Here is a 26,863-nt window from a genome sequence, read left to right as displayed (position 1 = left end):
TGCCGATCCTGCGAGGACCACGTCGATCTGTTTTACCGACGCAGGAGCGGCATCGCCGTTCCTGATCTTGTCGGCAAGTGTGTGTGGACCTGGCCGCTGTCGTAGCGCTCGTTCGAACGTTTGTGTCCGCAACGCCGGTACGCTTTCGCATCTGGACTAGGGTCCTGACCCTAGATCAGCCCCTGCTGATGGTCGAGCAGCTCCACCGCAGCCTTGCCTTCGCCCAGACTTCCCGGCCGCAGCACGTCGATCAACGCCTGACGCAGGATCTGGTCGTGGCCGTCATCCTGGTCGAGCTTCAGGAAGACCTCAGCTGGGTCGACGCCATTGTCCTTCATGAACTGCCAGGCGCCATCGCTGCCCTGCTGTTCGCCGACCGCTGCGATGATGCCGACCACGTCCCTTGCCTCGTCATGGGTGAGCGCGACATAGTCGCTCGGCGACGGCCCGCCGGGGAAATAGATGGTCTTCTCGATCGTATATTTCTGCGACACTTCCCGAGTGAGATCGTGGACGGATTTGCCGCGCCTGCTCTCGATCTCGGAGGGCAGGGCTGCGCGGAATCCGGTTTGCTGCAGGAACATCTCCCGGATACCCCGGTCGCTCACGTCCTGCTGCAGGAAGCGCACGAACTCCATCGTCGGGTCGTCGAAATAGCTGACGCGGTCTGCACCCCGATCATTCGGGCCCAAGTCGCGATTATCGTCGAGCCGTCGTCCGCCGTTCACATTGCCGGCGAGCGGCTGGTTCGTTTCCGCGATTCCCTCGACGAGATGGCGAAACAGGTCCGATCGACGGTCTTCGGAGGGGATAGCCGCGATCAGCGCCGTCGTCTCATAGGCGGAATGGTCGGCGGATGCGGATTTCGCGACCACCTCGATGAAGACCTCCTGCTCCTCCTTGCTGAGCGCGACGAAGGCCTCGGGCGAGGTCACGCCGGCAAACTTCTCCGCAAGGCGTTCACGTGATCCCTGGTCCTCGTTGCTGGTCAGCCGGTCATAGAAGCTGTCGGTGTCCTTGAGGCCGCGCGCCTCGGCGGCGCTGTCGGCGGCGCGGCTGAGGCCCAGCAGATCGGTGTTGTTGTTGATATATTCGGGATTGCGCGCCAGGAAATCGTCGGCGAACACCCCGGATGCGCGGTTCGCCATCGATTGCCAAAGCGCGCCACCCTGCGGCCCTTCGCCCAGCGAGCGCCCGAGCTGGACGATCTGGGCGTCGGTGAAATTGACCGATATTGTGCCAGCGATCTCCGTCTCGCCACGGCCCGAGGCTTCCCAGAGCGGGCGATAGGCCGACCGGTTGTCGAGCTGCTCGATCGTCTCGCGCGGCAACCAGTGGCTCAGATAGCCGCCTCCCGAACGGACCGTGCCGGTACTGGAAAGCTGGAACAGATCTGCATCCGCGCCTGTGCGTCCGGCGTGCTGGTTCGAGTAGTCGTCCCCGAAGAGCGGACGGCGGGAAAGCTCATAGCTGAAATAGGTATTGTCCTCGGTCCGGGTCTCACCGCGGGTGATCGTCTTGGCCTCCATCGGGATGACGAAGGATGGACGATTGCCCTCGGTGTCGCGCCGGCTCGTCGAAGCGATCCTGATCCCCGGCATCAGCTCGTCGCCGGGCTTGAGCTGGCGGCGAAGGAAGTCGTTCAGATCCGCCCGGCGATCGCTGTACTCGGTCTTGGCCCGGTCGAGGGCGTTGCGGGCTTCCTCGGTGCGGTCCTTGTCATAGGTGGTTTGCGCTTCGGACAGGGCGCCTCCGGACGCCAGAAAATTGTCGCGCACACTGCGGTAGGTCTCGGCAGTGTCGCCCTGGAACCGGCCTTCGGTGGTCAAGGCACCGGGCAGCAGGCCTTCGGTGAGATAGCGGTCGAGCGCCTGACGCGCCTCTCCCTGCAGCGCGGGCTTGCCGTCAGCGCCGGCCGGCGCTGTGATCTCGAGCGTCTCGCCGCGCATGTGCGCATCCCAATGGTGACCGCCCGGGCCGACACCGTAGATGCCCACGTTCCACGACCAGTCGCGGATCGGCTCGTCATAGCGCGAGACCGTCCAGCTGTTCTCGCCAGTGCGGCCGACTTCGGTCGTGACATTGAGGCCACCGCCCTTGCCCCCGCCGACGTTGACCAGCCAGGCAAAACCCATCGCCCGGAACGACGTTGCTTCCTGTGCGGTCGAGGTCACACGCACGCCCGCCGGCAGGTCGAGGGGCGTTATCTCGCCGCGCGCAATTCGGTCGTGATAGGATTTCGCCTGGCGCTCGGCGGCGTCGACATCGCCATCGACGACATCGACCGAAACGGCGACATTGCTGCCGTCGCCGTGCGTGAAACCCAGCCCGGCCGCACGCCCCGCTTTCCCGTGCATGCCGCCGAGATCCACGCCGAAGACCGAGGGGTCTGAATACGTCACGCTGGCGGAGCCCCCGGCGCTGCCAACGCCCAGCAGGTCAAGCCGCGTAGTGGGCCGGCTCGGATCATGATGGAGACCGAACTGGCCGAGCGTCCAGCCGGTGCCGCCGAAGACGCTGCCGCCCGTCAGCCCGCCGCCGTCCGGATCCCAAGTGACCATCGGCCAGAACTGGTAGCGGCTGGTGCTCCATTCGGTGACTGCGCCGATGCCGCTCGGCACCCACTCGCCATTCCCGTTGCGTCCCATCTGGAACTGCACGCCCATCGAACGGCGTTCGCTCGGACTGAACGGCGCGGCCAGCGCGGTGGCGAAGCGCTCGATCGTGCCATCGGGCGCATTCGCCCAGTTGACGCCGGCGATCTTGGGGGTGCGGCCCCGGCTTCCTTCGGTCTCGTCGCCCTTGCCGACGAAGAAGGTGACGCCGCCTCCAGCCTCACTCCAACGCCCCATGACCTTGGCAAATTGGGAATCGGGGTCGGGCCGCCCCTTTGGCGCTTTCGGCAGCCGCTGGATCTTGGACAACAGCACGACCTCACCGTTTTCGGGGAAGACCTGGAACAGACCATGCGCCTGATATTTCACCTTCTCGTTGGTGCCAGGCACGAGCCGCTGGTCGAGGTTCTGCGCCATCTGCGGCGGGTAACCCTTGACAAGCCCGAACAGGCCCACGCCACCCATCGGGTCCATCAGGTTGGAAACGATGATGTTGCCGTCCCTGAGCTGGAGCCCGTTACGGAAGCTGGGTGACTGCGCATATTGCAGCGGATTGACGTATTCGATCTGCTTGGTGCCGCTCGGTGTGGTGAAGCCCAGCGCGAAAAGCTCGGCATCCTCCCTCGGGGCGACGTCCTTCATCGTCGGCAGCACCTGGATTTCGAGTATCTCCTGGGCTTCACGGAGCTGCGCCGCGCCATAGGCTGCTGCCGACTTGTCGCCCCAGGGAGCCGCCTCGGTCTTGCCGGTGACCGGGTCGACGCCGCCGATCAGTTCCTCCAGCTTGATGGTCGCGGCGGGGCTGTCCTCGAACAAGGTCGTCAGTTCGTCAGCCGATTCCAGCCCCCAGCGTTCCCAGACGGGCTTGAGTTGCGACTGGCTGATCGGGTCATATCCGCCGTGAAAATGGGCGCTCCAGGTCGCCTGGATGGATAGGGCGGTTTCCGGATCGACTCCCATGTTGAGCAAATGCCCGAGCGGACCGTCGATCGACTGGAGCTGGTTGTACTGCTCTTGAGTGATCGGCCGCCCTAGATGGTGTGACGCGATTTCCCAGGGCCGCTCCACCACGGTCCGGCGAAGCTCGTCGCGGCTGATGCCCAATTCCTCCCACAGCGGGCGGCGGTTCTCGCCGGTCACGGGGTCGGCGCCGCCATACATACTCGTGTAGGCCGCCCGCTCCAGCGGATTGCCATCCGCCATCGTCTCGGCCAGTTTCTCGGTGGGTACGCCATAGGTCTCTTCCGGTGTGCGCTGGATCTCGCCCTTGTAGCCGGGGCCGCCCAAATAGCGGGTAGCGAGGTCCTGCCGGAGCGTTTCCGCCTCACTCAGGGGCTTTTCCAGCTGTGGCGGCGAAGGCGTCGTCGAAGAGCCAACCGTCAGGCCGCGTTCCTCGATCGCTGCCTTGACGGCGTTGCCGGCGGGGCCTGCATCCAGCCAGTCGCTGCTCATCATCCTCAAGGCTGCGGCCCGTCGCTCCGCCTTCGGCAGGTTGTCCAGATAGGCCCCGACGTCGCGCTGCATGTCCTCGCCTTCGGCGGCAAAGTCGATTTTCGAAGGCTCGTCGGCATAGGCGAGCTTGTTGCCGCGGCCATAAAGATCCTCGATGAAGGCGGCCTCTCCCTTGGGCACGCCCTTGTCGTCGACGGGGCCTTGCGCAACGAGTTCCGGCGAGGCGAACGGCACGATCACCACGTCATTGGGGTCGACCGCCGCCGACTTCGCCGTCATCTTGATCCGGTTGGCGGCCATGAGATCGTCGAGGCTGACATGATTCTCCTGGGCGATCTCCCATAGACTGTCTCCCTTCTCGACGACGATCGCCTTCTCCGTAAGAGGATCGATCGTCTTCGGCCCTCCTGCCTCGGCTCGCTCGCGCACGGCTTGGTTGATCTGCTCGACGAAGAACCGCCGCAGCTCTTCGGAAACGGCGGTGGCGCGACCGCCATTTGCGTCATAGCGGTTCTTGCCCTCGATATCGATGCGATAGGACATGGGCGGGATCTCCTTGGCTCTATGCGGCATGCGAGGATGCACATTCGGCGAAAAGGCGCGGCAAACGAAGAATTGTCTCGGAAATCAAGACACTAGTGAGTTGCTCGCGAGCGCGCGCGGGCCACTATGGCGGGCCTGCTTAACGTTTTGATGACAGGGATTGGATTTCTTGCGCCCCGCGTGAGGGCAGTTATCGAGGCGCAGTGCCAGCGAGGCCGCGCAGCATCGCCGGCGCTTCCTTCAGGATGGCGAACTCCGCAACCATGTATTGCATGAGATAGTTAATGTAGAGCACGATCAGGATCGCAAAGAGCAGGTTCTTGATCGCCAGCGACAGATCGAAGACGTGAAGCTGCGGCGACATGCGTGAGAGGTAGGCAAGCATCAGATCGGCAATGAGCAGAGCGAGCACGATCGGCGCGATCAGCAGAACGCCGATTTGCATGACCCGGTCCAGAATGGCGAGCACGGCCTCGGCTGCGCCGGAACCGAGGTTCGGCGAGAAGCTGGTGACCGGCCAGATCTCATAGCTTCTGTAATAGGTATCGGCGAGCAGGGAAAAGCCGCCCGACTGGAAGAACAGGGCGACCAGCGTCAGGACGAAGAAGGTTCCAGCGATGCTGGTTTCCGTCACCTGCAGCGGATCGACGAGCTGCGCCGACGTCGAGCCTCGCTGCAGGTCGACGAGATCGCCGGCGACTTCGGCCGCCCAGAAGGGTATGCCGAGCACCACGCCGATGATGAGGCCGAGAATGATTTCCTTCAGGATCAGGCCGGTCATCGTCAGGGTCGAGAGGCTTTGCCCCTCCGCGAGCGTCGCCGTGAAGCTCGGTATCAGCGGCAGAGCGATGGCGATCGCCACCCCCGAGCGGATTAGTCCGGTGAGCCCGAGCCGGACGAAGGCCGGCGTGACGACGATCATCCCCAGCGCCCGCGCCATGGCGATGGCTGCGCCCGCGAGCACCGGATAGATGGCATCGAGCATCGCAGATGTGGTGGCAATAGGATCCACACGCCACCTACCGCGTCAAAGCCGGAAAGATATCGAGCGTGTTGCTGGCGAAATTGGCGACCTGCACCGCGAGCACCGGCCCGAGAACGATCAAGGCCAACATGACGGCGACGAGCTTGACGGCCTGTGGGAGGGTTTGGTCCTGGATCTGCGTCAAAGCCTGTATCAGGCCGACACTGACCCCGATGACGATGGCGATCGCGAGTGCCGGGGCCGACGCGAACAGGACGGTCAGTAGCGCTTTCTGCATTTGAGCGAGGAAGGCAGTTTGATCCATCGGCCTTATCCGTAGCTCAGGATCAGACCGTGCATCAGTCGTGACCAGCCGTTGACGGCGACGAAGAGGAAGATCTTCAGCGGAATCGAGATCAGCGTCGGAGAAACCATCATCATGCCCATCGCCATCAGCACGGTCGAGACGATGAGATCGATGACCAGAAACGGAAGATAGAGCAGGAAGCCGATCTCGAAGGCGCGGGTCAGCTCCGAACTGACAAAGGCCGGCACGAGGATGAGAAGGCTATCGGTCTTCACCTGCGCCCTGGCCTTTTCTGACCAGATGCGTTCGGTTGCCTGCATGAAGAACTGGCGCTCGTTCTCGTCCGTGTAGCGGGTGAGGTGCGCCTGCAGCGGTACGCGCAGCGAATCGGCTGCCCGCATCATGCTATCCATTGATTGGACGTCGATCTGCTCGCTGGAGAGCGTGCGGTACATCTCGCCGACCAGAGGCGTCGTCACGTACACTGTGAGGATCAGCGCGACGCCGTAAAGCACGAGATTTGGCGGCGATTGCTGGATGCCAAGCGCGTTTCGGATCAGGAACAGGACGATGGAGATTTTCAAGAATCCTGTCATCGTCACCACGGCGAGCGGAATGAGGCCGATCGTCGATACAATGATGATGATCGGTATGAGATTGGTCGTCTCACCCATCGGTCGAAAGCCGTACAATGCGTACGCCGAGACCTTCGCCGATCCTGATCAGCTCGCCCTTCCCGACCAGGCGACCATTCGCCATGATGTTGACAGGGCTGGAAAGGTTCGGGCTTGCATGAAGCACCGTTCCCTCCCCCATTTTGGCCACTTCCTTGAGCGGAAACTCCGCCCGTCCGATCTCGAATACGAGTTGTACCGGCAGGTCCGCGAGCGGTCCGAGCTCGTCGGACGACGTTTCCTGTTTTGCCATGAAGGAATGTTCCCAACTTGTTTTCAGGTTTCGCCAGCCGGAGATCAGCACGTAGCCTGCATCGCTCCGGCGCAGGGAGGCGATCATGTGATTTGAGATAAGGGCAAAGGGTTCGTTCGTTTGAGACTGCTGACACATAACGATGTCGCCGACCTGCAGACTTTCCAACTCGCCGGCGCTTAATTGCTGTGTTCCGGCGCAGAGCCGGATGGGTTGAACCAGTTCCGCTGTAATCCTGTTCAGAGGGCTTGTGGGGCGAGCAAAGGCCCTGCCGATCTTGAACGCCGCGCCGGTGCTCAGGTGAAGTTGGGCATAGTGGGGCAAGCCGCCGAGCTCGATCATCCATGAAAGCTCGATCGGGCAGCCCGTTGCCCTGTCGTGCGAACCGAGGCGCAGCGGTTCACCGACAAGATTCTCCAACGCGTCAAGATAAAAGGAGAGGGCTTCCTCCAAGAGGATATTGCGCTGCAGGGGCGTCAACGTCGCCATTTTCGCACGAACCCCGAGCGCTGGTGCGAGCTCGTCGAGGGCACCCGAGGGAATCATGAGGCGCCCGGCCGACGCGCCGATGAGAAAGGGCAGCTCGACCGGCTCCGTTAGAGCTCGGCTGTCCTGCGTAGGTTGGACGGAAACGTTCACGGCCGCCAGCGGGAGTCGAAAAGCAATGCGGATCCTTGCCAGCGCGTTGAACGCGTCGACATGCGCGGCGGCAATGTCCGGCAGCCAGGAAGAGTCCTCCGCAACAGAGCGAACATCCGCGGCCCGGGCGCGGTCCTCTGCAGACATCCTCATCCGGTCACCTGGAGCGCTTTCGGTTGTTTGCGCGAACGGCATCCTCCTCGTCGATCTCGCTAAGGACGTTTGCTCGCTTGGCATCCAGGCGGCGCTTTTCCTCGGCTAACAGCGAGACGCGCTCATGCAGCTTCTGTTTGACCCGATACTCGGCCGCAAGCTCTCGCTTCCGCCTTGCCTCCCGCAATTCACTCTGTCGAGCCGCGTGAATTTCCTCCTCCAGCCGGCGGGCACGGTGATCCAAGGCGTCCAGGGCACCGCGGTAACTCTCGAGATCGCGCTGATCGAGCGGGCCGTGCACGAACTGCGAATAGAGAGCCTCCTCCTGCAGTCTGCGCCCCGCCTCATGCGCAAGGCTCTCGTGTTTCGCTGCCTCGACGGCACGGGCAGCCTGTCGGTGGCGGCTATGCTGGCGCTCTGCCTCAACTTCCGCGCGCCGCATTCTCAATGCCCGCAATTCGACGAGTCGGCGCAAATCGAATTTCCCGGTCACGATGCGATCCTCTTCAGCTGCTCCTCGGTGGTCTCCAAAGACGCGAACTCGTTGTTGTCCTGCCTCAGGAAGGCTTCGATTGCCTCGCGTTTTTCGATCGCTTCGTCCGACACAGCATCAACGCCGCGCTCGTACTCCCCTACCCGCAGCAGCAGTTCGATTTCCTCGTATCGTGCAAGCAGTGCACGAATGTGAGCGGCGTTCTCCCGATGTGCCTTGCCTGCGACGCTTTCCATCAGGCGGCTGCGGCTCTTCAGCACGTCGATCGCGGGAAAGAAGTTGCGCTCGGCCAAACTGGAACTCAGCATGATATGGCCGTCGAGAATGGCTTTGGTTTCCTCGGCGACAGGGTCAAGCGTCCCGTCACCCTCGGTCAGCACCGTGTAGAGCGCCGTGATCGTACCACCTCGTCCAGGCCCTGCCCTTTCCAACAAGCGGGGCAGCGCGGCAAAAAGAGAGGGCGGATAGCCGCGGCGGGTTGGCGGCTCGCCCGCCGCAAGTCCAATCTCGCGTTGCGCCCGGGCAAAACGGGTTACGCTGTCCATCAGAAGCAGCACGTCTTGACCTTGATCGCGAAAGTATTCGGCTATGGCGGTCGCGCCGTAGGCTGCCTTCACACGCTCGATCGCCGGGCGATCGGAAGTCGCAACGACCACGACCGAGCGCTTGCGACCCTCTTCGCCGAGCTGCCCCTCGATGAACTCCCGCACCTCGCGGCCGCGTTCGCCGACAAGTCCAATTACGACGACATCCGCTTTCGTGCCGCGAACAATGGTAGACAAGAGCGACGACTTGCCGACGCCAGGCTCTCCGAAAATGCCCACGCGCTGGCCGCGAGCTATGGTGAGCAATCCGTCGATCGCACGGACACCGAGTTGCAGAGGCTCGGTGATCAGATCGCGCCGCAGCGCATTGGGCGGCGGCCGATGTGTCGGGTAATACTTGCCCGTAACAAGCGGAGCGGTACGATCGTCAACGTCGTCGAGGACTTCTCCCAAGGGATTGAGGACTCGACCAAGGAGGCCCTCGCCAACAGGAATCTGCAACGTCTTGCCGGTGGCGATGACTTCTGCTCGCGTGGACATGCCTTCAAGTTCACCGATGGGCGTCAGCACCGCCTCCTCGCCTTCGAAACCGACGACCTCCGCTGGGACCGTTGCGCCGGAGACCGGATCCCGGAGATGGCAAAGCTCACCGATGCGGACCATCGGGGCGGTCGCATGAACGATGATTCCCGTGATCCTGCGGACGCGTCCGTGCACCGGTCGCGTGTCTGGCGCTAGCGCCCGCCTGCGTAGGCGCTGAATGAGCTCGCCAGGATCCGAAAGCGCTTGCTCGATCATGCGGCAGAGCCCGAAGCATCAGTCTGAACACCGACCAAGGCGTCGCGAATGACGGAAAGTTGCGTGTCGAGTCCAGCATCGACAACAGCCACGGCATTGGCGAGAACGCACTTGCTGCCGTCGATGCGGGGGTCAGGGAGAACCGAGATCTTGAGCGCTGCATTCTTGTTGTGCCGCTCGATGAGTTCAGCTACGCGCTCAAGCAGGGCGGGGGATACGGTTATCGTCACCTCGCGCTCATGCTGGAACGATTGCAGCGCCTGCAGCGCAAGCTTGGCGACCAGCTCCGCCTGATCGAAACGGCCAAGCAGTTTCTCGACGATCGCGAGGCTGAGTTCGGCGATCTGCCGGTCGAGCCCGGCGACATAGGTGTTGACATCGGCAGTCGTTTTCATGAGTAGGGCGGCCGCCTGACGCTCTCCCTCCAGTCTGCCGGCCTCGTAGCCCTGCTTCCTGCTCGCTTCGACAACCTGGCGCACCTGCGCGAGCTGCTTATCCGCTTCAGTTTTTGCCGCCTCGAGAAATGCGAACCCTTCGAGCCAGTGATCGCCTTCTGTCTTTCGGAGAATCTTCGTCGTCGGCCTAGTGGGGAGTTCGTTCATCAGCCCTCCCCGCCCGTGATGCCGACAACTCGGTGTTTTCGTCGCACAAGAGGCGCCGAACGATCGCCACGCCCGTTGCAATATCGGCTGCCACCGAGAAACGAATTTCGGCCTCGTCCGCCTCGCCCATCAGACGAAGCCACGCCGCCAAGGCACCCGGTAGTGAGGCCTGCCACCCAGCCCAGCATTTGCGGCCGTCGTCCTCGATTGCCTTGATCAAGGAGTCGAGGTCGCCAGGAGGCTCATGCCCGGCGGCAAGATCGCGATTTTCGACCGCGATCCGGAAAGCGCGCTCGCCGATGCGCTCTTTCATCACGGCGACTTCGCGACTTCGTATTTCGCCGGCAAGCACATGACCCCAAAATACCGCCCCCGCCAGATAGCTGTGCTGCACTACAGCCGACGGTGCCAGTGCCAGGAGCTTGAGGTCGTCTTCTTCCGGGGAGGGACAGGAGCCGACATCCGGAAGCTCGAATTTCTCCATTAGCAGCCGCAACAGTGGTCTTTGCACCCGATCGGACTGCTGCAGCCTGACGGCTGCCTCGATTGTGATCGCCTCATCATAGGCGATGACAATATGGCGCGGGTGGATGAGGCGAGCCGGGGAACTGCGGAAGGTTTCCCAGATGCTCTCCGCTTCGGCGCCCGTCGCGCCGTTTGCCGCTGAGCGCTCCGTCACTTTGCCGGACCATATGGCTGCAGAGGATAGATCTTTCGCCGCTTGCTCTGCTTGCGCCACGCAAGATAGCCGAGGCTTACCATCGCGGCCAGCAGAGCACCTGCCAGACAGCCAAAGATGAGTTTGGCCTTGGCGACGCTCGCTGGCAGCATCCAAATACCAAGGAAGGAGGTGAGTTCTGCGCCTGGGGCCGGCTCGCTCGTCCGCTGGCTCGCTACCGGCACCACCGAGACTTTTTCGTAGGTTAGGCCGGATATGCTGTTGGCGACCAGCGTCTTTATCCGCGGAATCAGAGGGTTGACGTCGAGATCAGCTTCATGGCGAATGAAAACCGAGGCTGAAGCCGGTATCGCATTACGCTGCAGCGGGTCATTGTCCGGAAGGACGACGTGGACGCGCGCAGAGAGGACGCCGTCGATCTCGGAAACCGTCCGGGAGAGCTCCTCACTCAGCGCGTAGATCATCTGCGCGCGCTCCTGCACCGGCGAGGCAACGAGGCCTTCCTGCTTGAACACGGTGCCGAGGGTGGCGAATTTCTCTTTCGGCAATCCGGCAGTGTTGAGCACGGCGACGGCCTGCGAGAACTGATCCTCGTCAACCGTTACGGTGAGCTTGCCGTCCTTCTGCACGACGCGACTTGCGGCTATGCCATTCGACAGCAGCGTCGCGACCATCTCGTTCGCCTCGCGCTCCTCAAGATTGGTGTAAAGATCGACGCTGCAGGCCTCAAGCATCAGAACCATGAGCCCGAGCAGCAGTACACGCCAGACAGGTGAGAAACGCCACGAGATCTTCATTGACCTTTGGTAAGCGTCATTGTCGCGCTGGTGAATTGCGTGGGGCCGCGGACGATCATCTGGGTTTCGATGGCGTGATCGAAAATCTTTCCCAACGCCTCCACCAGCCGACCCGCCTCGCTGTCCGATGTACGCGTGATAGCTGACTGCCGCCGCTTGCGACGGCTTGCTGCAGCGCCTCTTCGAATTGTGCCTGTGACGCATCTACATTCTGCATCTGAGCGGGTGTCTGCGTTGTCGCGGCTACCGATCCAGTCATCTGTTGCCCTCCTGCTGAACATCATTCGTTTCGGAATTGGTCCCCTTGCGCTCACCCTCGACCAGATCGTCCGCCACCTCCTTGTGCTGGCCACCGCGGAAGATCCGCACGCGCGGATCGTCCATCTGAGCTCTCGGAGGCGGCTGTACCGATGAGACGACCTGCTTGACCATTGCAATGAATGGAGGCGGTCCGGAAACGCGAAGTGCCGGAGCATTGTCGGTCGTGCGAATCGAGAAGCGCTCGTCCATAAGGTCCAATCGCTCGATCTCGTCTATGACCGACCGGCCGTCTGCCCTGCCGATATTGATGATCTGCGTCGAGAACTCGTCACTGGTATTGATGTGCAGGATCGAGCCGTCGAAGTACCAGATCAGCCCGTTGGCCTGGGTCAGCTCGTCAAGGAAGCCCTTGGCGGTCTCAGCGCGGACGTCACCTCGGACCTGTCCCCGGATCCTGTCAGAAACAACGACTGGAATGGAGAGATTGCGACCGAACTCGTTTAGTGCGTCCCGAACATCCTGATTGATCAGGACATAGTTGTAGCTGCTGTCGTACCAGCGCGGCGCGCCGGCGATGGCCGGAATCGGTGCCGCTAATATAGCAACAGCAAACATACAGAATCTCCGCGCAAGCATGACACTCTTCATGTAATACGTTCCGACTGCCCGCCTCAGTCCGGCCGAAAGCTATAACAGTATGTCCGTCCGTGCAACTCACAGGTGGAGTAAAAACTAGGAATGCGAACCACTAAACAAGCGCCGCCTGAAAAACCATGAATTTATACTGTAAATCTTGATTGCATGACAATATCATGACATTGTCTGCCACACTCAAATCGATTAAACTCACAAAGTATTACATATTGTAATATTATGTGATGCCCTTGTAAATTGTCATTTCACGACTTGAACTTTAACCATTGCTGGCCCCGATGCAGGGGTGGTCGACTCGATAAGAACTCTATGCCGGCTCCGGGGCGCTACTCCGGGCCCGGCCGAATTATCAAGGAGAAGACAATGGCTGTTTCCGGTGTAAGCGGTACGCAAACTTCGGACAATTCCATTAAGACGATGACGGAAGCCTTTGATAAGGCTATCGAAAAGTCTGCTGAAATCACGAAGGTCACGACTGAAAAGAAGGTCGCCCTCGACGCAGCGAAGCAGCGTCCGAACGGCTAGCATCAGGCCGAGGGGCGGCTTGGCGCCGCCCCTCTCATCTCCGTTGCAAAGACTTGAAATGGACCGGGTCACGCCTTGCACGTGGCGTTATTGTCTTGGCTATAGGGCAAGCGAGGTGAGAGTTCGATGAAATCCAATTTGGTCTTGAGGAATGCTGTAACGGATCTGTCGCTCGACGTTCTCAAGGGCGTTCACAGCGGCGTCTCTTTGCCCTTGGCCAGGGGATCCTATCTGGTCGGTTCCGCTGCGGACTGTGATCTCATGCTGAGCGACCGCGACGTCAGTGAGCACCATGTGCGTCTGCAGCTCGCCGGTTCCGAGGTGATGATCGAGGCAATCGGAGCCGATGTCGTCGTCGACGATACGGCGGTTCCCGTCGGCCATGGCCTCCAGGTCAAGACACCCGTGACGGTTTCGCTGGGGAGCGCGCGCCTTAGCCTTTCCGAACCGGCGCGGGCTTCGTCGGGCAACAAGGTCCACGGCTCCGCGCGCACGACCTGGATGCTGGGCGGCGTCGTGGCTTTCTCGCTTCTCACCATCGCGGCCGTCCAGGCCGGAGTGGCTGACGCCGAAAGACCGCTGTCTGTCGCGAGCTTCAATCAGGAAAGTGTAACGACCGGAGCCGTACCTCCCTCCCCGCCCTCGGCCGAGGATGTGTCCTTAGCCGTTGCGGCAAAGCTGTTGGAGTCAGGATTGCCGGACCTTCGACTGCAGGCGGACGGAACGCGGTTTTCCGTCTCCGGTGCGGTCGATGAAGAGGGCCGCAAGTCGTGGAACGATGTCCAGACCTGGTTCGATCGGACTTACGGCACCAGCTACGTTTTGACGAGCAACGTGGGCGAGGCCGTTGCGAATACCTCGCCGAAATTCAATCTGCAAGCCATTTGGTTCGGCGAAACGCCCTACGCGATCAGCGCCGACGGAACGCGTCTCTACAAGGGCGCCGCGCTCGAGGACGGCTGGTACATCAAGGATATTCGCGACGGCGGCCTGACAGCAGCGCGGCAGGGAGAAGAATTCACGCTTCGCTTCTGACAACTGAGGAAGAGGACGACGGTATGAGCTTGGAGGTCCGCCGACACGACCATCGGAGCCGCGCTCAGTCAAGCGCGGTTTCCATGCGGCCGCATGCGGCTGTCGAGGCACAGTCGCAGGCCTTCGACGCCACGCTCCTGCAATCAGTCCGCCAGGCGAGGAACAAGAGGCAGGCAAGTGGCTCCCGTGCGGGCGCGGCAGCGGAAGGGGCAAGGCTTTCGAGTGCCGGCCTTTTCGATCTATCCCGCTCCCAGGAGATACTGAACTATGTCGTCCGGGAAGTCTTGCCCGGCCTGGACCTCGACGAGGATATCGCGAAGCTCACTGCATCGATGCTGAACGAAGAAATCGAAAGCAGGCGCGATCTTCAGCGCCGCCTCATGCAGGCGCAAGCCACTTGACGCAGCAACGCGCCGACAGTGTCGAATTTCTTCATGCGCTCGGTTCGCTCTACTGTCGCGCCGGACACCATGAGCGCGGCCTTGTCTTCCTGCTGCTTGCGGCAAGAATGGCCCCGGAAGATATCTCGATACTGCATTCCTTGGCCGAAGCATTCATCGCTACGGATGCGGCGACGCGCGCAATCGCCGCCATCACTCGCATCGATGAAATTTCCGGCGATGCCGATCCTGATCTTTCACGTTTGAGAAGCAAGGCACATTGGTTGCGTGGCCGGGAAGATGAAGCGCGTGCTGCGTTCAGGGACTATCTTCAGGCAAGGGTGGCGACATGAGCGCGATCGCCACCGTAAACCAATTCGCCAGAGCCGCCGCTCGACGGTCGGACGTCGTGGTTGCGGCATTGGTGATGCTCGCGATCACGATGATGATCATCCCGCTGCCGACCTATCTTGTAGACGCGCTGATCGGCTTCAACTTCTTCTACAGCCTGCTTATCCTCATCGGCACGTTCTATGTGTCGCGCCCGGTGCAGTTCTCGTCTCTGCCATCAATCATTCTGCTCGGCACGCTGTTTCGCCTTGCCCTTTCGATCACGACAACGCGTCTTATCCTGACTCAGGCCGACGCGGGCCAGATAGTCTCGGCCTTTGGAGATTTCGTAGTCGGGGGTGACGTGCTCGTAGGTCTCGTCGTCTTCCTGATTATCACGGTCGCCCAGTTCGTGGTGATCACCAAGGGCGCCGAGCGCGTGGCCGAGGTCGGAGCGCGCTTTGCCCTCGACGCCATGCCCGGCAAGCAGATGAGCATCGACAATGAAGCCCGTAGCGGCGAGATCGATCAGCAGGAAGCCCGCCGGAAGCGCGATGAACTCGAGCGCGAGAGTCAATTCTACGGCGCCATGGACGGTGCCATGAAGTTCGTCAAAGGAGATGCGGTCGCAGGCCTGATCATCATCGCTATCAACCTCATCGGTGGCCTAACCATCGGATCTTTTCAACGGGGGCTGACCATCGGCGAAGCGGCACATACCTATTCACTGCTAACCGTTGGCGACGGCCTGATAGCACAGATGCCGGCGTTGATGATGGCGGTGGCCGCCGGTGCCGTGGTCACACGCGTCCCGTCCGGCAGCCGTCCGCAGGACTTGAGCTCGGAAATCCTCGGTCAACTCGGCGCGAGCGATCGCGCACTTGCACTTGCGGCGGCCATCCTCTTCGGATTTGGCCTGGTTCCGGGTTTTCCGTTGCTCGTCTTCTGGTTTCTCGCCGCCGCGGCCGGCCTCCTCGCCTACGCCGCACGCCGGCGAGGCGCTGAGGAGACTGCAGCAGGACCGGCATCGGTGCTGCGCGAGGCGCCGTCGCTGGTGTCCTCCGGCGGTCCCGTCGTCGACCATATCGCAGGCACCCTGCCCGCCAATTCCGGCAAGCTCGGCGGAGCGGCACACAGGATCACGGTGTCGCTTGGAGAGGAGCTTGCCCAGGCGCTTCCGCCCGCCTTGTTCGCCGAACGGGCCGAAGCATCCGCGGCAGCGATCCTTGACGACCTCGGCATTCGCGTTCCGGCGATCGGCCTCCACACGGATCCACGGCAGGAACGGACCGGGCTTCGCATAGCTTTCGAAGGGGTTCCGGTCCTCGAGACCGGGTTGCCGCTCGGCCATGTCATGGTTTGGGACGAAACGGTCGATCTCGACATCATGGCGGTCCCCTACGTTACGCAACCGGACCTCTTGGGACTGAGGCTCGTCTGGGTCGAGAAAACCCGTGCGGCGGCATTGGACGCGGCGGGCGTCGGGTACTGCGAAGCGGCCGACGTCATCGTCACGCTCGTCGAACGCGTGTTGCGCCGCTATGCACCGGAGTTCATCGACGCACAGGAGGTGCGTGCCATGCTCGGCAGATTGGAAGAAGCCTATGGCGATCTAATCCGCGAAGTTCTCGAGGCGGTTTCAGCACAGAAGCTTGCCGAAGTGCTGCGAAGGCTGGTCGAGGAGGACGTACCGATCACCAACATGCGGATCATTTTCCAGGCTATTGCCGAGCGCGGTGCGCAAATACAGGGGGTCCAGGCCCTGACCGACAGCGTGCGAGTGAGCCTCGCCCGGCAAATCTGCTTCCGTTTCGCCGACAGCAACAGGATCGTTTCCGCCTATCTCTTGACGCGGCCTCTGGAGGACGAAGTGAGAACCGCGGTGGAGAAGGGTACCGGGCCGGCCGGTGGCGTTCCGGAGCAGTGGGCAGCGCCGATCCTGGACGAAATGAAAAAGCGGCAGGAATTGGCTGATACTCAGCTTCGCACCGCGATCCTGACATCGATCGACATCCGGCGGCACGTCCGAAACCTTCTGGCCCGCCACGATGTCAACGTGGCGGTTCTGTCCTACCAGGAAATCTCCTCGGAATTCAGCGTACAGTGCCTTGGCTATATCGCGCTCCCGGTGACCGGAGCGGCGGAGCTCGGAGGCGTGCGCGCATGACTTCACGGTGGCCGCCAGGAGACATAGTTGGGTATTGCCTGCGCGGGGGCGCTGGTGAGGGGAACGAATAGGAAATGGAATGCTGAGCTTGCGAAGTTTTCGCGCGATTGCCGCAGGGGAACTGATTACATTCATCCTGATGTTGATGCTTTCGTCCGGCGTTCTCGCGCCGCCGGTGAATGCGCAGGTAAAGGTCGACGCCATCAACGGCCAGGTGCTCGAACTCACCGTTGGACAGGGTCAGATCCTGCGTTTCGACGAACCGGTCGAGTCGGTTTTTCTCGCGGATACGGCAATCGCCGACGTGCGCGTCGTCTCACCGGGCGTGGTCTATATCTACGCAACGAAAATAGGCGACACGAATCTGATTGCCTTGAGCGCCGATCAAAGCACACGCGGCACCGTGCAGGTCCGCGTCAGCGGAAACCCGCGCGCCGCGGAGCAATCGGCTCTAGCGCTACAGCCAACCACTAAAGTCGACATAAGCCTTTTCGGCGGTCAATATGTCGGCACCGGGCAGACCCGCAATGTTGGCGAAGCGATGGACATGGAAAATGTCCTCGAGAGCTACTCCACCCCGGACAAGCCGGCGCTCAACAACACGACGATTGCCGGGACCAACCAGGTCAATATTCGCGTACGCTTTGCCGAAGTCGCCCGCAACGAGCTGACGCGCTTCGGCATCGATTGGAGTGTCTTCGTCAACAGCGGCTCATTCTCCTTCGGCATCGTCCGGACTGGAGGCGCCAGCAATGAGGACGATACCGGCATCTCTATTGGCGCCAAGGGCGATCATGTGAACGTCAACGTGCTGTTGGACGCGCTCCAGGCGAACGGAATATTGACGATTTTGGCGGAGCCGAACATAACCGCCGTCACCGGCCAAACCGCCAGCTTCCTCGCCGGAGGTGAAATTCCGGTGCCGGTGCCAGTCGGTAACGACCAGATCGGTATAGAATACAAGCAGTTCGGCGTCTCGCTCCAGTTCACGCCGACACTCCTGCCAAACAACCGCATCGCGCTGCAGGTGCGCCCGGAAGTCAGCAGCGTTTCCCAGGACAGTGTGGTTTCAATCGGCGGACTTGTGGTGCCGTCCTTGCGAATTCGCCGGGCTGACACGACGGTCGAGGTCGGCAGCGGCCAGACCTTTGCAATTGCAGGTCTATTCCAGCGGCAGGAATCGCAGACGCTGAACAAGACCCCTGTCGTCGGCGACGTCCCGATTCTCGGAGAACTGTTCAAGTCCAAGCGGTTCCAGCGCAACGAGACCGAACTTGTCATCCTGATCACGCCGTATCTGGTCTCGCCAACCTCCGAACGAAAGATGAAAACGCCGCTGGACAGTCCCTCCGGTGCCATTACCTCGCCGCGAAACAAGAACAAGCCCGTCGTCAACAAAGGATACGGCTTTTATGTGGAATGATCGTCCAGAAAGGAGTGGTGCGGTGGAGGCCCGTCTCGTGCTGGCAGTGGCCCTATCGCTCACCGCGGTCGCCTGCAGTGGTTCACATCCACAGCCCTATTCTCCGAACTACAGCTATGTTTTGATGCGCGGGGCACCGGCGAAAGCCGGCATCGTACGCAAGGGCTATGACGAGGCGGAGAGTCAGGTTCTGGTACCCGACGCCTGCATCACCCCCGACACTGCCGATCAGCCGCTCTACCTGCCGTCCGGCTGCGCCAACAACCTCAATCTGCAGTTCATGGCACAGAACCAGGGAGATCTCATCCAGGGCCGCCAGATGGGTCCGGCAATGGCTGCTCCGGTAGCGCGCGCCGCCAAGAACTATCTCGACGGATACAGCGAGGAGGGCCGCAGGCGCCGCGCGGTGACAAACACTACAGGTGAAGAATGACGCCACGTTCCTTCCTACAATTCCGCTTGCATGGGGTCGGCAAAAAGAGGAGCATTGCCGCTCTCATTGCATTGCTTGCACTTTCCTCATGCACGACGACGGCTGCCGAAAAAGAAATGGAGAAATCGTCGAGCGAGCAGACGAAGTTGCTCAGCATTGCTGAGAGCATCGAGGCCAAAGGGGAAAGTGCGACGGCCCTCGCGCTTTTCGAGCGCGCCGCCGACAATGCGCCGAGCGACGTGTCGCTGCGCGTGCGCGTCGGCAATGCGCGCCTTAAGGCTGGCGATGTGGAGGGTGCGGAAGAGGCTTTCCGCACGGCCCTGCAGATAAACCCCAACGACGCGCAGGCGCTGCTCGGGCTGGGTACCGCGCAATTGCGCAAAGGCGAAGCCCAGTCAGCCGCGCGGACGCTGGCCCCGGCGGCGCAGGCGCTGAACTCCGTCGTCGCCTACAATCGACTGGGAACCGCCCTCGTCTTCAGCGGCAATGGCGCGGGGGCAGAAGAGGCCTTTTCCAAAGCCCTGTCGCTCCAACCCGCCAATCTGGACACAACAACCAATCTGGCATTAGCCGAGGCACTTTCGAACGATCTACCACGGGCCGTGACCCATATGAGCAGCGTGGTCGGGTCACCGCTCGCGCAAAAACGGCACTTCCTCAATTATTTGATCGTGCTCGCGATGGCCGGCGAGACGGAGAAGGCACGCGCCTTCGACGTGCCCGACATGTCGGCCAAGCAGAAGAACCAAATTCTGGCGAAAGCTGCGAAATTGCGGTCAATTTCGGATCCTGCCAAGCGCGCTCAGGAGATAGGCCTCTTGGCATCGTCCAAAGATGACGTGACATGAGCGAGACAAGCGAAGAGAAATCCCTTCCGGCTTCTGAGAAGAAGATCCGGGATGCCCGCAAGAAAGGCCAGGTCCTTCACAGCCCGGACATGGTCTCGGGCATCGTCATTCTCTTCTGCACCCTTTATCTCTTCTATGTCGCTCCGCGTCTGCGGGTGAAGATCGACATCTTGCTCGACGAGGCGTCGCATATCTACGAGCGTCCGTTCACGAGTGTCTGGTACCGACTGAGCACTGTCGCTGTCGACGCCCTCTGGACCACGGTGCTGCCCATCCTCGGAATAACGATCGTCGCGGCTCTGGCCACCAATGTCGCGATCACCAGAGGATTCGTATTCTCCGGAAAACCCGTCGAACCGGATTTCAGCCGCATCAATCCGGCGACGGGTTTGAAGCGCCTGACCTCGCTGAAAAGCGTCGTCGAGTTCGGCAAGGCTCTGTTCAAGATCCTGGCGCTTTCGGTTGCCTTTTCCGTGGTCTTCTATGCGGGTCTCAAGGCCTTGTTCCAAGCGCCGACATGCGGCTTCCTGTGCCTGCACGCACTCGCCCTCACCATGCTCAAGACCACGGCCTTTATCGCAATCGCCGCCTTCATCGTCATGGGCACTTTCGATGTCTTTCTGCAACGCTGGTTATTCCTGCGCGAAATGCGCATGACGAAGTCCGAGAGTAAACGTGAGCACAAGGATACGGAAGGCGATCCGCTCATGAGGCAGGAGCGCCGCAAACTCGCGCGCCTGCTCGGCATGAGCAAAACCGGTCTTGCCAATGCCGTACTGTTGATCGGCGACGCGCGGTCGGGAGTGGTCGGGATCCGGTATGTCCGCGGCGAAACACCCGTTCCGCTGATCGTCTGCCGTGCTGCCGGCGCGGCCGGGTCATCGATGCGAGATCAGGCCAGGGAAAAGGGCATTCCGTTGACAGTCGATGCGGCTCTGGCCGCCGATCTCGAAAACACGCCCATCGGGGCACCGGTTCCAGACCGTCTTTTCCAGCAGGTAGCGAATGCCCTGGTAGCCAACGGTTTGATTTGAGCGCCTCAATGTCGATGGAGAGCTTCACATGCCCGATTTGCGAACACTGGCGAGGCGTGTCTTGGGTCCGCTGATCTTGACCGCACTTTCATTGGCGGTGGCCGGCCACGTGTATGCCGAGCAGCCTTCGCCGCCGTTGTTGGACAAGAAAAACAAGCGGGTCTGGATCGAAGGGGGCTACATCGAGTTTCTGATGTCGCTGCCCGCCCACCCGCCGCGACAGTACCGCGAAAAATATCTTTACCGCGAGACAACCGCCTTCGTGCCGAGGCATAGGGTGGCTTATGGCACAGCGGAAGCTCCCGGCACGGTGGTCATCGACACGACCGCATATGCTCTCTATTACATTGAGCCGGGCGGAACGGCCATTCGCTACAGCGTGGGCGTCGGCCGTGAAGGCTATGGCTGGCATGGAACTGAGATGGTGACCGCCAAGCGTTCCTGGCCGGATTGGCGCCCACCCGCAGGCATGCGCGCCCGAAGACCAGACCTGCCCGCTCATATGGTAGGCGGGCCCGACAATCCGCTCGGTGCGCGGGCTCTCTACCTCGGCAACACTCTCTATCGCATCCATGGTTCGAACGAGCCAGAAAGCGTCGGCCGCGCCTCATCGTCAGGCTGCTTTCGCATGTCGAATGAGGACGTCATTGACCTCTATGAAAGGGTGAGGATCGGGGCCAAAGTCGTCGTCCTCTAGTTTCTTGGCAAGTGGTGGAAGCGAGATGCTCCATTTGCCAGTGCACACATGGGGTGGCCGCTCCGCTCACCCTCCGCGATATTGCTCGTCCGTCACATGCTCGAGCCAGTCCACCGCCTTGCCGTCGAGCACTTCCTGGATGGCGATGTGGGTCATCGCGGTCTCGGCGGCGGCGCCGTGCCAGTGTTTCTCGCCCGGCGGAAACCAGACGACGTCGCCGGCGCGGATCTCGCGCAGAGGCCCGCCCCAGCTTTGTGCGAGGCCACGGCCGGCGGTGACGACCAGGGTCTGTCCGAGCGGATGCGTGTGCCATGCTGTGCGCGCGCCGGGCTCGAAGGTCACCGTTACCATGCGGACCCGTGCGGGTGCCGGCGCCTCGATCCCCGGGTCCTGACGCACGGCTCCTCGAAAATACTCGGCCGGGCCGTGCAGCGAGGGCCTTGATCCACATTCATAGATCTCCATCCGGAATTCCCTCCTGGGTGCAATGGCGCATTTTCGTCCTGCGTTCCCGCACGCTATGACCAATCGTCCGCACTTGGAACTCCCTTTTTGGGCGGGGTGGTCGGGCACATCCAAGCTGCGGCCTCCGCCCTGCCCTCACAGCCGATGAATCTCGACCGTCGGGCAGGCTTTGCGGGCAATGTCGCAAAGATGTTCGTGGTGCGTCAGGTAGATCACCTGGCCGACCCGCGCCATCTCCGCCATCAATTCGAAGGCGCGGCCGGCGCGGTTGTCATCGAAGGTCTCCATGATATCGTCGGCGATGAAGGGCAGCGTCTCGCGGGCCGCCGCGACCTCGTGGTAGCCGGCGATGCGGAGCGCCAGGTAGAGCTGGAAACGGGTGCCTTTCGAGAGGTCGGCTGCGAGCTTCGATCCGCCGTCAGACGGATTGGCAATGAGAAACTCCTGCCCCCTGTCGGCTTGCGTCGAGAGGCCGGAATACTCGCCGCCGCTAATATGCGCGAAAGTGCGCGAGGCGCGCTGCATCATGGCGCTGCGGTGGCGCTCGCGGAACAGCCGGAGGGCGTGCTCGGCGGCCGCCACGCCTGCCCGCAGCCGCAGATAGCCGATCGCCTTGCTCTCGATTTCCAGAAGAAGGGTCCGCTGCCGCTGCTCCAATTCGGCAGCCCTGTCGCCACCCTCCACCTCGGCCAGCGCCCGCTCCTTGCTGCGCACCTCCGCATGTAACTCGCTGACGTCACGGTCAGCCGCATCGATCGCCTCGTCCAGACGTGCCAGTTCGACACCGAGTTCGGCCCGGTCGAGCGCCGCAAGCAGAGCCTCGGCTTCGCCAACCGCGGGTGCGGCGAGACGCGTCATCAGGTCGTCCTCCAGCTCGGCGCATCTTTGCCGGAGCCGCTCCTGCTCGCGCACAGCCTCCAGGCAAAAGGCGGCCACGTCGAGCGACGGACAGCCGAAGAAGTCGAGAACCACCTTTCTGGTCGCGTAATCGAGCCGCTCCTCGTCGCGCAACGCGCTGAGGCTCTCCTCCAGGCGGGCAATGTCGCCGCAGGCCGTAAGGCGCCGGTCCTCCCCCCGCTTTGCCGCGGAGATCCGATCGCGGACGCCGGCAAAACGTGCCAGCACATCGCCGTCGGCGACATGCCCCAAGGCATCGGCGATATCCGCGACCGCCTCGGCGAATGCGGTTTGGTCCCGGCGCATGCTGGCTATGCGATGATCGAGCTCACCCTTCTTCTGCATAAGCTTGTCGAAGTCCTGGAGCGCGGCGAGCACCGGACCGATCTCGTGCGGCAGCGGACGTTTGCGCCTCCGGGCTAGCCAGGTCTCCGCCAGTGCATCGGCCCACTCTTGCTGCCAGTCGCCGATCGCCGCTTGGGCCGCGGCGAAAGCGGCCTCCCGGCTTTCCAGGGCTTCGGACGCCCGCCGGAAGCGGGCAATGGCAGCGCCGCGCGCGGCCGAGGCCGCCTGGGCCTCGGAGAGGAGCCGTTCCGCGAAGGCAAGCAGCTCGTCGAACCGCTCGGGCAGGTTTTCGGCCACGCCGAAGCGTTTCAGTTCGGTTCCCAAACCACACAGCGCCGCATTCTCCTGTTCGGTGGCGCCGTCATGCGCCTGCCGGGCGGACCGCAAATCCGCGCGCAGCTCCAGGGCCGTCGCGCGCGCCGAGAGCCAGGCCTCCAGTTGCGGCAGCATGGTGCCGTTAGGTAAGCCGCACCCCTCTGCGGCAGACGCCACGGCTGCGCTCAGGCATTGCCGCTCCGCGGTCACCGCTTCTTTCTGTGTTTCCAACGCTTGCAGGCGGGCACGCCGTTCAGCGATCGCAAGCGTCAGTCCACGCATTGCGGCCACCCGCTCCGCCTGCGCCAGGCGGAGCGCGCAGGCCGCGTCGTCTGCCTTCAACGCGGTCTCGAAAGCCAAGGCGGTCGCAGCGTCGAGACCGTTGCGGTGGGCCTGCCAGGCAAGATCGCGCCGTCTCCGCAGCTCGCCCGCCGCCGCATCGTCGACGACGGCGCCATCGGCGCCGAGCGCGGCGAGGCGCGCCTCATCTCCGGCCTGCCGCTCGGTCTCGTCCGCGATCCTGTCATCGAGCCGGAGCCGGCGCTCGGACAGGGCCGCGTCTTGCGCCCGCCATGCTTCGATCACGCCGGGCGCCGGAATCGTCAGGGCCGACAAATCGTCGGCGCTGCCGGCGAAAGGCCGCAGGGCGTCCAACACGTCTTCAAGTGCCGTCTCCAGCCGTGCCGCTTCCAGTGCCGCCGTCTGCCGGCGCAGATGGCAGTCGGTCTGGCGTAGGACATGCAAGCGATCGGCAAGCGGGGCCGGATCCGCGGCACTACCCTTCACGTCGGCGAGCTCGCGCTCCGCTTCCTGCCGATCGACCCTCGCACTCTCAGCCTCTTTACCCGTTGCCGTCAGCCTTTCCGAAAGGCTGGCGTGGCGGTGGACCAGTTCCTGGAGCCGCGCCGCGTGCGCGGCCGGCAGCAGGAGCGATGCGGGCTCGCTATTGCCCGCCTCTCCAAGACGGATCAGGCATGCGTCGATTTCCGCAACGGTCCGTGCCAGTTCATCGCGACGGGAGGGCATGTCGCGGGCCGCTGTCAGGTAGCGTGCCTCGAGCGCCGCCTCGCGAAGGGCCTCGAACCGCTCCGAGAGTGCAAGCGCCTGGTCGTCGCGCGGCACCGCCTCGAGCTCCTGCCGACGGCGTTCCAGGTCCTCGTTCAACTGCTGCAGCCTGGCGGCGAGTTCGGCCTCGCGTTTGCGCAGCTTCGGCACCTCGTGCCACCAATCCGCCGGCGGCACCGGCAACGGCTCCCGGCATGCGAGCTCGTCGCGAGCCGTGCGAAGCCGCGCAAGAAGCGGCAGGGCGTCGCGTTTGGCACGGAGCTGGTCCCGGATGACGCGCAGTTCGGCGCGCGTCTCCGCCGCTGCCTCGTGCCGGTCTCGCGCTTTTGCGAGCGCCTTGCGTAGCGCGGTATAGTCGCGGGCATTCACATCGATCGCTTTGCGCTCCGCCTTGAGCGCATCGAGCTCCGCCTTCAGCTCAGCCAGACCATGCTTGCGCCCCTGGGGGCGGAAGAAAGCATCGGCCTCTCCTTTGAGATTCGAGAGCGCCGCGGTGCTGTCCGGCAGGCCGGAGCTTGCGGAAAACAGAAGCGCCCCCAGTTCGCCCTCGCTCTTCAGGATGGCTTCGCCGCCCTCTTCGATGCTCTCGTCGTCGAGCGAGAACATCATGCGATAGGTCTCGCGGTCGACCGCACCGAGCGCGGCGGAAAAGATGTTGTCCGGCAGAGGCTGTTCGTCCGGGCCGACAAGACTGTTGGCGTTGCGCTTGACCCGATAGGCATGGTGGCTGCGGCCGCCGGCCTCGACGAGACCGCCGATCCGCATCGTCTGGTACGGGTGCAGGAAACCGTAGGGGCTCTTGCGGTCGATGCCGAAGAGAAGATCGAGGAAGCCGGAAAAGAGCGTGGATTTGCCCGCCTCGTTCGGTCCGTATACGAGGTGAAAATCCGGTTCGCCGGGCTTTGCGCCGCCGAGGTCCAGGCTCCGCTCGGTAAACTTGCCGTACCGGACGAGGTGCAGCTGATTAAGCCGCATCAGTCGATGCCCTCGCCCGCACCTGCACTACGTCCGTGAAGGTGCGAGAGAACATCGGCACTTCCCGCAAACGCGGCATCGCGCACCAGTTCCTCGAGTCTCTGTTCGTCCGCCGCCAGGAGGGAGCGCAACTCGGCCGGCAGGTGCTGCAGAAGCTCCTCGGCAACGGACTTCATTTCGGAACGAAAGCTGAAGGCGGGCAGAACGTCGCCCTCGACCAGTGCCGCAAGCTCGCCCACCGGATCCGCTCCGACGCGGCCTTCATCGTTTCGGCCTTCGCGGCACAGGATTTCGATTTTCTCGATCCAGCAGCCGCCGAGCGCCGCGGCGAGATTGGCGATCTCCGCCTCCACGAGATCGGCATCGCGCCGCAGGCGCCAGGCGAGCGGCGTCGTTCCGCTGAGGCCTACCCGAACGATAAGGTTGTCCGCCGGCACTTCGTTTCGCAGCAGCGACAGTTGTCGCCCTGCTTCGGCCAGCATAGCGCGCCAGTCGGCAACGCCCGTCAGGTCGACGCGGAGACGCTCGAAAACAGCCGTGCCTATCGGCCGTTCGTCGAGGAACGGGTCGCCATCCTCATCAATCGTGACGAGCGTGACACCCTTCACGCCCGCCTCGTTGATGTCGCGGCCCTGCGGCATTCCGGGCATGACGATGCAAGGGTTCCGGCCGTGCACCTGCCGCTGGTGGATATGGCCGAGGGCCCAGTAATCGAAACCATGCCGCTCAAGATCGGCGAGGCTGCAGGGGGCGTAGGGATCATGTCCCGCAGAGCCGGCAAGACTGGTGTGCAGCATGCCTATGTTGATGGCACCGGCCACCGGAGCCTGGAAGTACGGCAGCAGGCTCTCCGCTGCGTGCGGATCGGCAAAGCTCATGCCGTGGATGTGCACGGGTCTGCCGTCTTCGAGGGTCTTGGCGAGCACCGGCTTGCTGCGTCCGGAAAAGATGTGGGCCGAGGCCGGCAGGGTGAGCTCGCGCGTCACTTGCGATTGCGCGTCGTGATTGCCCCTGATGACGAAGGTGCGGATGCCCGCCTCATCGAGACGGCGAAGTTCCCCGGCAAGAAAAAGCGCCGTGTTCATCGAGGTCTGGGTGCCATCGTAAAGATCCCCCGCGATCAACAGCGCGTCCACGGCCTCCGCGAGGCAGAGATCGACGATCCGGGTCAGCGCATTGCGCGTTGCGTTTCGCACGAGATTGGCGAGCTCGGCATTGCGGAGAGCCAGACTGCGCAAGGGCGAATCAAGATGGAGGTCGGCGGTGTGAACAAATCGGAAGGGCATGGCCGGACCATGGCTTCGGCGCCCATCGCTCGTCAATGGCAGCCGGACGCGACCGCCACCAAACGCACAACATATGCCCGTGTTGCGACCAATTAGCGGTTTCGTAACGCGTTGCTCGGTACTTTCGTCGGGATGCGCAGCCCGCATCGGCAGCACCGGAATGATTCCTGCTTCGGCTTCCGCTCCGTCATGACGATCAAGCGGCGGAAGACAC

General features: G+C 62.6%; 24 protein-coding genes. 10 read left to right on the top strand and 14 right to left on the bottom strand.

Features of this window, described 5'->3' with window-relative positions; genetic code table 11:
* Window positions 1-170: 170 nt before the first annotated feature.
* The 11 genes from AC4P1R_RS04460 to AC4P1R_RS04410 all read right to left on the bottom strand — a co-directional run bounded on the left by AC4P1R_RS04460 (window position 171) and on the right by AC4P1R_RS04410 (window position 12,390).
* Complete coding sequence (locus tag AC4P1R_RS04460; protein ID WP_273359838.1) at window positions 171-4,610, bottom strand: LysM peptidoglycan-binding domain-containing protein; 4,440 nt, start codon at window positions 4,608-4,610, stop codon at window positions 171-173.
* A gap of 190 nt (window positions 4,611-4,800) precedes the next feature.
* A complete protein-coding gene (gene sctT, locus AC4P1R_RS04455; RefSeq protein ID WP_069460736.1) occupies window positions 4,801-5,595 on the bottom strand; it encodes a type III secretion system export apparatus subunit SctT in 795 nt (264 codons plus the stop codon).
* Between the two features lie 34 nt (window positions 5,596-5,629).
* Window positions 5,630-5,899, bottom strand: coding sequence for an EscS/YscS/HrcS family type III secretion system export apparatus protein (locus tag AC4P1R_RS04450; protein WP_069460735.1), 270 nt, complete (start codon window positions 5,897-5,899; stop codon window positions 5,630-5,632).
* A 5-nt stretch (window positions 5,900-5,904) separates the two neighbouring features.
* Complete coding sequence (sctR, locus tag AC4P1R_RS04445) at window positions 5,905-6,555, bottom strand: type III secretion system export apparatus subunit SctR (protein WP_083265429.1); 651 nt, start codon at window positions 6,553-6,555, stop codon at window positions 5,905-5,907.
* Window positions 6,548-7,642: a type III secretion system cytoplasmic ring protein SctQ gene (sctQ, locus tag AC4P1R_RS04440; RefSeq protein ID WP_492177460.1), complete on the bottom strand. Its 1,095-nt coding sequence runs from the start codon at window positions 7,640-7,642 to the stop codon at window positions 6,548-6,550. Before sctQ ends, sctR begins: the two co-directional genes overlap by 8 nt.
* A complete protein-coding gene (locus AC4P1R_RS04435) occupies window positions 7,605-8,093 on the bottom strand; it encodes a YscO family type III secretion system apparatus protein (RefSeq protein ID WP_069460732.1) in 489 nt (162 codons plus the stop codon). Before AC4P1R_RS04435 ends, sctQ begins: the two co-directional genes overlap by 38 nt.
* Window positions 8,090-9,436: a FliI/YscN family ATPase gene (locus tag AC4P1R_RS04430; protein ID WP_492177459.1), complete on the bottom strand. Its 1,347-nt coding sequence runs from the start codon at window positions 9,434-9,436 to the stop codon at window positions 8,090-8,092. The genes AC4P1R_RS04435 and AC4P1R_RS04430 overlap by 4 nt, the downstream gene beginning before the upstream one ends.
* Window positions 9,433-10,038: a type III secretion system stator protein SctL gene (sctL, locus tag AC4P1R_RS04425; protein ID WP_225190712.1), complete on the bottom strand. Its 606-nt coding sequence runs from the start codon at window positions 10,036-10,038 to the stop codon at window positions 9,433-9,435. Before sctL ends, AC4P1R_RS04430 begins: the two co-directional genes overlap by 4 nt.
* Complete coding sequence (locus AC4P1R_RS04420) at window positions 10,019-10,717, bottom strand: SctK family type III secretion system sorting platform protein (protein WP_069460729.1); 699 nt, start codon at window positions 10,715-10,717, stop codon at window positions 10,019-10,021. Before AC4P1R_RS04420 ends, sctL begins: the two co-directional genes overlap by 20 nt.
* A complete protein-coding gene (gene sctJ, locus AC4P1R_RS04415; RefSeq protein WP_492177458.1) occupies window positions 10,714-11,514 on the bottom strand; it encodes a type III secretion system inner membrane ring lipoprotein SctJ in 801 nt (266 codons plus the stop codon). The genes AC4P1R_RS04420 and sctJ overlap by 4 nt, the downstream gene beginning before the upstream one ends.
* Before the next feature lie 255 nt (window positions 11,515-11,769).
* A complete protein-coding gene (locus tag AC4P1R_RS04410) occupies window positions 11,770-12,390 on the bottom strand; it encodes a type III secretion protein (RefSeq protein WP_083265428.1) in 621 nt (206 codons plus the stop codon).
* Window positions 12,391-12,792: 402 nt separating this feature from the next.
* Here AC4P1R_RS04410 and AC4P1R_RS04405 point away from each other — a divergent pair, with 402 nt between their 5' ends.
* From AC4P1R_RS04405 to AC4P1R_RS04360, 10 genes are all read left to right on the top strand, one after another.
* Window positions 12,793-12,954 (top strand): hypothetical protein, encoded by a 162-nt coding sequence (locus AC4P1R_RS04405; protein WP_165614753.1) that lies wholly within the window; start codon window positions 12,793-12,795, stop codon window positions 12,952-12,954.
* Between the two features lie 126 nt (window positions 12,955-13,080).
* Window positions 13,081-13,989 (top strand): SctD/MshK family protein, encoded by a 909-nt coding sequence (locus AC4P1R_RS04400; protein ID WP_069460724.1) that lies wholly within the window; start codon window positions 13,081-13,083, stop codon window positions 13,987-13,989.
* Window positions 13,990-14,012: 23 nt separating this feature from the next.
* The gene (locus tag AC4P1R_RS04395; protein WP_069460723.1) at window positions 14,013-14,390 is read left to right on the top strand and encodes a hypothetical protein; all 378 of its coding nucleotides are present in this window, start codon (window positions 14,013-14,015) and stop codon (window positions 14,388-14,390) included.
* Between the two features lie 107 nt (window positions 14,391-14,497).
* Window positions 14,498-14,722 (top strand): hypothetical protein, encoded by a 225-nt coding sequence (locus AC4P1R_RS04390; protein ID WP_225190716.1) that lies wholly within the window; start codon window positions 14,498-14,500, stop codon window positions 14,720-14,722.
* Window positions 14,719-16,866, top strand: coding sequence for a type III secretion system export apparatus subunit SctV (gene sctV / locus AC4P1R_RS04385; protein ID WP_492177457.1), 2,148 nt, complete (start codon window positions 14,719-14,721; stop codon window positions 16,864-16,866). The genes AC4P1R_RS04390 and sctV overlap by 4 nt, the downstream gene beginning before the upstream one ends.
* 79 nt (window positions 16,867-16,945) lie before the next feature.
* The gene (locus tag AC4P1R_RS04380) at window positions 16,946-18,289 is read left to right on the top strand and encodes a type II and III secretion system protein family protein (RefSeq protein WP_273359801.1); all 1,344 of its coding nucleotides are present in this window, start codon (window positions 16,946-16,948) and stop codon (window positions 18,287-18,289) included.
* A gap of 22 nt (window positions 18,290-18,311) precedes the next feature.
* Window positions 18,312-18,722, top strand: coding sequence for a hypothetical protein (locus AC4P1R_RS04375; RefSeq protein WP_492177456.1), 411 nt, complete (start codon window positions 18,312-18,314; stop codon window positions 18,720-18,722).
* Window positions 18,719-19,570 carry a tetratricopeptide repeat protein gene (locus tag AC4P1R_RS04370; protein WP_151611097.1) on the top strand — a complete coding sequence of 284 codons (852 nt, stop codon included), beginning with the start codon at window positions 18,719-18,721 and terminating at the stop codon, window positions 19,568-19,570. The genes AC4P1R_RS04375 and AC4P1R_RS04370 overlap by 4 nt, the downstream gene beginning before the upstream one ends.
* On the top strand, window positions 19,567-20,604 hold the full coding sequence (locus AC4P1R_RS04365) for an EscU/YscU/HrcU family type III secretion system export apparatus switch protein (protein ID WP_151611096.1): 1,038 nt from the start codon (window positions 19,567-19,569) through the stop codon (window positions 20,602-20,604). The genes AC4P1R_RS04370 and AC4P1R_RS04365 overlap by 4 nt, the downstream gene beginning before the upstream one ends.
* A gap of 28 nt (window positions 20,605-20,632) precedes the next feature.
* A complete protein-coding gene (locus AC4P1R_RS04360; RefSeq protein WP_069460716.1) occupies window positions 20,633-21,301 on the top strand; it encodes a L,D-transpeptidase in 669 nt (222 codons plus the stop codon).
* A gap of 66 nt (window positions 21,302-21,367) precedes the next feature.
* On the opposite strand, the gene AC4P1R_RS04355 is transcribed toward AC4P1R_RS04360, so the two are convergent.
* From AC4P1R_RS04355 to AC4P1R_RS04345, 3 genes are all read right to left on the bottom strand, one after another.
* Window positions 21,368-21,766, bottom strand: a complete 399-nt coding sequence (locus AC4P1R_RS04355) for a (R)-mandelonitrile lyase (RefSeq protein ID WP_069460715.1) — start codon at window positions 21,764-21,766, stop codon at window positions 21,368-21,370.
* 135 nt (window positions 21,767-21,901) lie between these two features.
* Window positions 21,902-25,363 carry an ATP-binding protein gene (locus tag AC4P1R_RS04350; protein ID WP_151611095.1) on the bottom strand — a complete coding sequence of 1,154 codons (3,462 nt, stop codon included), beginning with the start codon at window positions 25,361-25,363 and terminating at the stop codon, window positions 21,902-21,904.
* Window positions 25,363-26,649, bottom strand: a complete 1,287-nt coding sequence (locus AC4P1R_RS04345) for a metallophosphoesterase family protein (protein WP_069460713.1) — start codon at window positions 26,647-26,649, stop codon at window positions 25,363-25,365. The genes AC4P1R_RS04350 and AC4P1R_RS04345 overlap by 1 nt, the downstream gene beginning before the upstream one ends.
* Window positions 26,650-26,863: the final 214 nt, after the last annotated feature.

The sequence above is a fragment of the Sinorhizobium sp. Y406 genome, from assembly GCF_058732025.1.
Note: the sequence above shows the minus strand (reverse complement) of the source record. Positions and strands in the feature narration are given on the sequence as shown.

Bases quoted from the DNA above. Each gene is read 5' to 3' on its own strand.
- AC4P1R_RS04405 (WP_165614753.1), top strand. From the start codon at position 12,793: ATGGCTGTTTCCGGTGTAAGCGGTACGCAAACTTCGGACAATTCCATT.
- AC4P1R_RS04410 (WP_083265428.1), bottom strand. From the start codon at position 12,390: ATGTTTGCTGTTGCTATATTAGCGGCACCGATTCCGGCCATCGCCGGC.
- AC4P1R_RS04360 (WP_069460716.1), top strand. From the start codon at position 20,633: ATGCCCGATTTGCGAACACTGGCGAGGCGTGTCTTGGGTCCGCTGATC.
- AC4P1R_RS04400 (WP_069460724.1), top strand. From the start codon at position 13,081: ATGAAATCCAATTTGGTCTTGAGGAATGCTGTAACGGATCTGTCGCTC.
- AC4P1R_RS04345 (WP_069460713.1), bottom strand. From the start codon at position 26,649: ATGCCCTTCCGATTTGTTCACACCGCCGACCTCCATCTTGATTCGCCC.
- AC4P1R_RS04365 (WP_151611096.1), top strand. From the start codon at position 19,567: ATGAGCGAGACAAGCGAAGAGAAATCCCTTCCGGCTTCTGAGAAGAAG.
- AC4P1R_RS04370 (WP_151611097.1), top strand. From the start codon at position 18,719: ATGACGCCACGTTCCTTCCTACAATTCCGCTTGCATGGGGTCGGCAAA.
- AC4P1R_RS04350 (WP_151611095.1), bottom strand. From the start codon at position 25,363: ATGCGGCTTAATCAGCTGCACCTCGTCCGGTACGGCAAGTTTACCGAG.
- sctQ (WP_492177460.1), bottom strand. From the start codon at position 7,642: ATGCCGTTCGCGCAAACAACCGAAAGCGCTCCAGGTGACCGGATGAGG.
- sctV (WP_492177457.1), top strand. From the start codon at position 14,719: ATGAGCGCGATCGCCACCGTAAACCAATTCGCCAGAGCCGCCGCTCGA.
- AC4P1R_RS04395 (WP_069460723.1), top strand. From the start codon at position 14,013: ATGAGCTTGGAGGTCCGCCGACACGACCATCGGAGCCGCGCTCAGTCA.
- AC4P1R_RS04355 (WP_069460715.1), bottom strand. From the start codon at position 21,766: ATGGAGATCTATGAATGTGGATCAAGGCCCTCGCTGCACGGCCCGGCC.
- AC4P1R_RS04380 (WP_273359801.1), top strand. From the start codon at position 16,946: ATGCTGAGCTTGCGAAGTTTTCGCGCGATTGCCGCAGGGGAACTGATT.
- AC4P1R_RS04450 (WP_069460735.1), bottom strand. From the start codon at position 5,899: ATGGATCAAACTGCCTTCCTCGCTCAAATGCAGAAAGCGCTACTGACC.
- sctJ (WP_492177458.1), bottom strand. From the start codon at position 11,514: ATGAAGATCTCGTGGCGTTTCTCACCTGTCTGGCGTGTACTGCTGCTC.
- AC4P1R_RS04430 (WP_492177459.1), bottom strand. From the start codon at position 9,436: ATGATCGAGCAAGCGCTTTCGGATCCTGGCGAGCTCATTCAGCGCCTA.
- AC4P1R_RS04390 (WP_225190716.1), top strand. From the start codon at position 14,498: ATGGCCCCGGAAGATATCTCGATACTGCATTCCTTGGCCGAAGCATTC.
- AC4P1R_RS04460 (WP_273359838.1), bottom strand. From the start codon at position 4,610: ATGTCCTATCGCATCGATATCGAGGGCAAGAACCGCTATGACGCAAAT.
- sctR (WP_083265429.1), bottom strand. From the start codon at position 6,555: ATGGGTGAGACGACCAATCTCATACCGATCATCATCATTGTATCGACG.
- sctL (WP_225190712.1), bottom strand. From the start codon at position 10,038: ATGAACGAACTCCCCACTAGGCCGACGACGAAGATTCTCCGAAAGACA.
- sctT (WP_069460736.1), bottom strand. From the start codon at position 5,595: ATGCTCGATGCCATCTATCCGGTGCTCGCGGGCGCAGCCATCGCCATG.